The 1,074-nt window shown below is 62.9% G+C and carries 1 protein-coding gene; it reads right to left on the bottom strand.

Annotated elements, in window-relative coordinates; translation table 11 throughout:
* On the bottom strand, positions 1-930 hold a 930-nt coding region (locus FQK05_RS25780), incomplete at its 3' end, for an IS110 family RNA-guided transposase (RefSeq protein ID WP_233270694.1).
* Positions 931-1,074: the final 144 nt, after the last annotated feature.

Below are 1,074 nucleotides of genomic sequence, written 5' to 3' on the forward strand. Positions count from 1 at the left end.
CGGAAGGGCTTTCTCTCCAGCAGTTGTCTCAGCCACGGGTCCCCCTTGTCCGGTCGGACCTTCACCTGGATGGCGCGGGAGGTCATACCGACCACGAGGAGTTTTCGGAGGTACTGATCCCCCCGTCTTCGTGATCCTGCCCAGCCTCTCCTTGCCGCCGCTGGAATTGTTCCTTGGTGTCAGCCCCAGCCATGCAGCAAACTCACGTCCGTTGCGGAACTGGCGGCCGCTGCCGATGGTCGCCACGATCGCCGAGGCCGTAACCGGTCCGACGCCCGGAATGGTCTGCAGCAGTTTCATCCGGCGGTCCGCCCGCGCCACGGCCTGCAGCCGCAGGTCATGCCAACGCACGAGATAGTCGGTCGACAGCAGCTGCCGGCACAGGATGCGGATGACGTCCTGTCCGATCTCGGGAATGTCCGGCGCAGACCCGTCCAGGACATCCCTAGCAAAGCCCGTCGCCTTCTCCAGGCCTTGCGGCAGGGTGATCCCGAACTCCGCCAGCAGTCCGCGGAGCATATTCCCCAGCTGTGTCCTCTGCCGCACGACGAGCTCACGCATTCGGTGGAGGCTCAGCATGGCTTGCTGCTCTACTGATTTGACCTGCACAAAGCGCATGGTCGGGCGGGTGACGGCTTCGCAGATCGCTTCCGCATCGACAGCGTCCGACTTGCCCCGCTTCACGTAGGGCTTGACGTAGATCGGCGGGATCAGCCGCACCTCGTGACCGAACTTGGACAGCTCGCGCGCCCAGTGGTGGCTCGCCGAACAGGCTTCCATGCCTATCAGGCAGGGGTCCAAGCGCTCGAAAAACGCAAGCAGCTGAGCTCGGCGCAGTGGCTTGTTGAAGACGACATGGCCTTCATGGGTGATCCCGTGAACCTGAAAGACATTCTTGGCCAGATCCAGGCCGACTGTTGTAACCTTCATGCGGATGGCTCCTCTCGCAGCAGACAATGACATCTGCACTATGGCGCATTGCGACGCCGATGGAGCAGGAGCCATCCACTCCATCAGGTATGGCGAAGCTCCGCTGCGGCAACGGTGATCCTGGCGAAGGTCGGTTTCGGGCCG

Origin of the sequence: Chachezhania sediminis, from assembly GCF_009765275.1 — a bacterium.
Classification (GTDB): domain Bacteria; phylum Pseudomonadota; class Alphaproteobacteria; order Rhodobacterales; family Rhodobacteraceae; genus Chachezhania; species Chachezhania sediminis.